3 protein-coding genes and 1 pseudogene are annotated in these 4146 nt (G+C 47.7%); 3 read left to right on the top strand and 1 reads right to left on the bottom strand.

Annotation, left to right across the window (positions count from 1 at the left end):
- Positions 1-2098, top strand: a 2098-nt coding sequence (locus Q0231_RS13315) for an EAL domain-containing protein (protein ID WP_299348067.1), incomplete at its 5' end; no start/stop codon positions are given.
- A 3-nt stretch (positions 2099-2101) separates the two neighbouring features.
- Here Q0231_RS13315 and Q0231_RS13310 read toward each other — a convergent pair.
- Positions 2102-3040, bottom strand: a complete 939-nt coding sequence (locus tag Q0231_RS13310) for a crotonase/enoyl-CoA hydratase family protein (protein WP_299348066.1) — start codon at positions 3038-3040, stop codon at positions 2102-2104.
- A gap of 177 nt (positions 3041-3217) precedes the next feature.
- Here Q0231_RS13310 and Q0231_RS13305 point away from each other — a divergent pair, with 177 nt between their 5' ends.
- Together Q0231_RS13305 and Q0231_RS13300 are read left to right on the top strand one after the other, a co-directional pair.
- Positions 3218-3883 carry a glutathione S-transferase gene (locus tag Q0231_RS13305; RefSeq protein WP_299348065.1) on the top strand — a complete coding sequence of 222 codons (666 nt, stop codon included), beginning with the start codon at positions 3218-3220 and terminating at the stop codon, positions 3881-3883.
- 65 nt (positions 3884-3948) lie between these two features.
- Positions 3949-4146: pseudogene (locus tag Q0231_RS13300) on the top strand (F0F1 ATP synthase subunit alpha); the annotation flags it as partial.

Genomic DNA, 4146 nt, shown 5'->3' with positions numbered 1-4146 from the left:
TGTTGCAAGAATTATCATTGGCATTATTTACTTGCGTTCAGGTTCATCGGTTACAGTCGAAAATGTAAGGCAATGGGAATGGGCCTACACGATAGGCGCTGGCGCATTTAGTGCCGGCTTGGGCGTGGTCACATTTTTTGCCCTCACCCGAATAGACAATGCGCCGGTTCATTTGATGCTTTGCACAACTGCCGCTGCTTATGGCGCGAGCATTGCGGGGCGGAATGCGGGACGGCCATGGCTGGCCCTCAGCCAATTGTATCTTGCCACAATTCCGATGGGCGTTGGCCTGATGATGCAAGACACCATCTTTTATCACGTTGTCGGTTTTGCTCTGATTCTATTCATGTTTGGTATGACCGACATCACAATTGCTGTGCGCAAAACAATCATCGATGCATTGGAACATAAACAGCGCAACGCTGAGCTCGCTTCATCATTCAAACAGCAAGCAGAGCGTTTTGATGCAGCACTTACGAATATGTCGCACGGACTTTGCATGTTCGATCAAAATCAAACCCTTGTGGTTTGGAATGAGAAGGTTGCCGACATTATTGGTGCGGAGCAATCATTGTTTGAATATGGCACTACGATGGAAAAGATCATTTCCGCGTTTCATCCGGACGATCACTCCAAGATCACCACCCAAAAGAGCAGCAATGGACGCGGCGAATGGGCAGAAACGGCCAAACTGAGCGATGGCCGCTTTGTTTCGGCGTCCACACGGACCATGGAAAATGGCAACACCGTTATTGTTTTTGCCGATGTGACAGAAAAAGAAAAAGCTGAAGCGCGGATCAGAAACCTTGCCTGGGTGGATCAACTCACGGGTTTGATGAATCGTGTTTCTGTACATGAAGCCTTTATTCAAAAACTTGAGCAGATGGATGAATCCTCTGAATTGGCCGTTCACTACATTGATTTGGACCATTTTAAGAGCGTCAACGATACCTTGGGACACCCAATTGGCGACATGCTTTTGAAACAAGTTGCAGATCGAATTTGCGATGTGTGCTTGGATGAAGGTGACGTTGCACGAATGGCCGGTGACGAGTTTTTGGTTTTGCAAAAACTATCACCTCAAGCCCGCTCGCCGCGTGACTTGGCACAACAAATTGTTGCGGCATTGCACCAACCTTTTAACGTCAATTCTCACTTCATTCAAATTGGCGCTTCCGTGGGCATTGTGATTGCACCAAAAGATGGTAATGACGCGGACTTGCTGCTCAAGCGGGCAGATATGGCCCTCTATGCCGCGAAAAAAGCGGGTCGTAACAAGTTTGCCTATTTTGAACCGCAAATGGATCAGCGCTTGCAACAAATGCGTGCGCTTGAGCTGGACATCAAACAGGCTTTGGAAAAGAGCCAATTCAAGTTGGCATTTCAGCCAATTGTCAACGCTGAAAACAACAGCGTTGCAAGCTTTGAATGTTTGGTGCGCTGGACACATCCAACAAATGGCAAAATGATGCCCGCCAAATTTATACCGGCCGCTGAAGAAACAGGGCAGATTATGGAAATTGGTCGTTGGGTGACCAAAGAAGCCATCAAGACTGCAGCTGCCTGGCCTGTGCGCACACAGATATCGGTGAATTTTTCAGCTGTTCAGTTTCAGGATTCTCGGTTTGCTGATTTCCTGAAACGCCAGCTAAAGCGGTACAACTTCCCCGCAGAACTGCTTGAGTTGGAAATTACCGAAACCGCCTTTATCGTTGATATTGAGAACAGTCTGAAGCAGCTTCAACAGCTGAAGGATCTTGGCGTAAAGATATCGCTTGATGATTTTGGAACTGGCTATTCATCACTCAGCCAATTGCAGCGCTTTTCATTCAACAAAATCAAAATTGATGGCAGCTTTGTGCGCGATTTGGAGACGAACCCAAGTTCTGCGGCGGTTGCAACCGCAGTTGCTGAAATTGGTAAGGCGCTTGATATTACGGTTGTCGCAGAATGCGTTGAAACCCAAGCTCAATTGGACTTCCTCAAATCGGTTGGCGTTACCCATATCCAAGGGTATTTCACCGGTCGACCAATGGATGCTGAGGCCGCTGAGGCGCTTCTGGTTAAAGCTGCCCCAGCAGTGAGTGAAGCTGGCTAATCCTTAGTCGGTCAAAGGCTTATTTGACTGCGCTGAAACGAGCCTGCGCATGATTTTGAGTTCTCGAGGTGTAATTTTTAGCGCCGCGTCCGTCCAATAACTCACAATATCGTCCAATTCCTCGAAAGGTATTGGGTTTGCACGCTTAATGGCTGCATGGTAGGCGCAGGCGGGTTGGTGCCTTGGCGTGGTTTTGGAAATATATTTCTTGACGGATTTCACCCCCTCACCGGGTTCGGCAAGGATTTGAACCACCCCCATTTCAAACAATTCCTCTGCACTTAGTGACCGCCCAGTGCGAATGAGCTGCTCCGCTTTGGCAAAACCCAGCTTGCGCCCCAAAAAAGTCAAAGCTCCCATGCCAGGGAACAGACCAACCAGATGCTCTGCAAAACCGAATTTTGCACCTTTTTCCGCACAAATAATGTCGAATGACAACAATGATTCAAAGCCGCCCCCCAATGCATCCCCTTGCACCAATGCAATGGTGACTAGGTCGAGTGAGGTGGCGAGCCAGTTGCGATGAAGAATTTGAACGCATGACAGGCCATACTCATAAAGCCCTTCTCGGTCTTGCTCTTCAATGCAGCGTGAAAAATAATCGAGGTCCCCGCCAAGACAAAAGAACTCTTCATGCCTTGAACCCAGCACGACAAATTTCATTTGGTCGTGCATCTGCGACTTAAGTGCTTCGATGTTGATGTGCCAATTGTGAAAGTCATCTAGTAGGCGGGGATTATAAGATGCCCTGCCCTCGAACTGCATAAATGACCAAACAGTGGCATTGGAAATATCGAAATTGCTTTCGATCTGTCCCAAGTTTCCCCAAAACCTTTCTTGGTCTTTGGGGCGGTTGAACGGCAGGTCAGATTGAGTGAGAAGCTTGAACGTTGGTTCTTCCCGGCCAATCGACCGATTTTTGACGGCGAGATTTTTGGTCATATGAACACTTTAAAATACACTAAAATATGGTTAAATTAAACGACATCCAGCGATAAAATGCAAACAGGTTCGTTGGAAAAACTGTCTTTTTTTCAATTTCCAGTGCCACAGACTGGAAACGAGGTTCTTTTTGATCTCAATCTAGAGGTTTGCTCAAATATCTGATATCAAAAGAGAATGAGCGATCGGCCAACCTTATATAGCTTCCGTAGATGCCCGTACGCAATGCGTGCTAGATTGGCCATTGCCTCTTCGCAGGTTGAGTGCGTGTTGCGGGAAATAATTCTGCGCGACAAACCCGATCATATGCTTGAAATTTCGCCAAAAGGCACCGTTCCTGTGCTTGAATTGCCCGATGGCACGGTGATTGACGAGAGCTTAGACATTGCACTTTGGGCGTTATCTGAACACGATCCCGAACTCTTGCTGGCCCCAATCGAGGGCAATCTGGACGAGATCTTGGCGCTGATTTTGACTATGGATCAGCAATTCAAACCACTGCTCGACCGCTATAAATATCGATTTCATTCAGAACCAGAATCAGCATTTACGGCCCGAGACGATGCAGCAGGTTTTCTTGGTCACTTGAATGAACGTTTGCAGGACCGCGCGTATTTGTTTGGATCTAGGATCAGTTTGGCGGACATTTGCATCGTACCCTTTGTGCGCCAATTTGCATTTGTGGATAAAGACTGGTTTTTTTCCCAAGATTTTAGCGATGTCATAATCTGGTTAAATGTGTTTTTGGACTCCGAGCGGTTCGCACAAATCATGCCCAAATTTCCAATTTGGAAGCCCGGCGACAACCCCATCCTGTTTCCAGGCAATTCACACCCAAATTAGGCTTTTGCTTGCAGGGGTGCACAATTCGCCTTAAAGCAAACATAATCAGTTTTTGAGGTGACCAATTGATCAATTCACCTGCGCACCCCGCGGAACTCGCAGCACCGCTAATCGAAGGCGCTGTGCGCAATGCATTGCTTGAAGACTTAGGCATTGCGGGTGATGTGACTACTCAGGCCACATTATCCAAGCAAGCGGTGGCGTATCGTCAAATGTCATTGTTGTTGCGCCGCCCACCGGGACGTGAAGCTTATCCTGGTGAC

Source organism: uncultured Maritalea sp., assembly GCF_937139385.1.
Lineage (GTDB): Bacteria > Pseudomonadota > Alphaproteobacteria > Rhizobiales > Devosiaceae > Maritalea > Maritalea porphyrae_A.
Note: the sequence above shows the minus strand (reverse complement) of the source record. Positions and strands in the feature narration are given on the sequence as shown.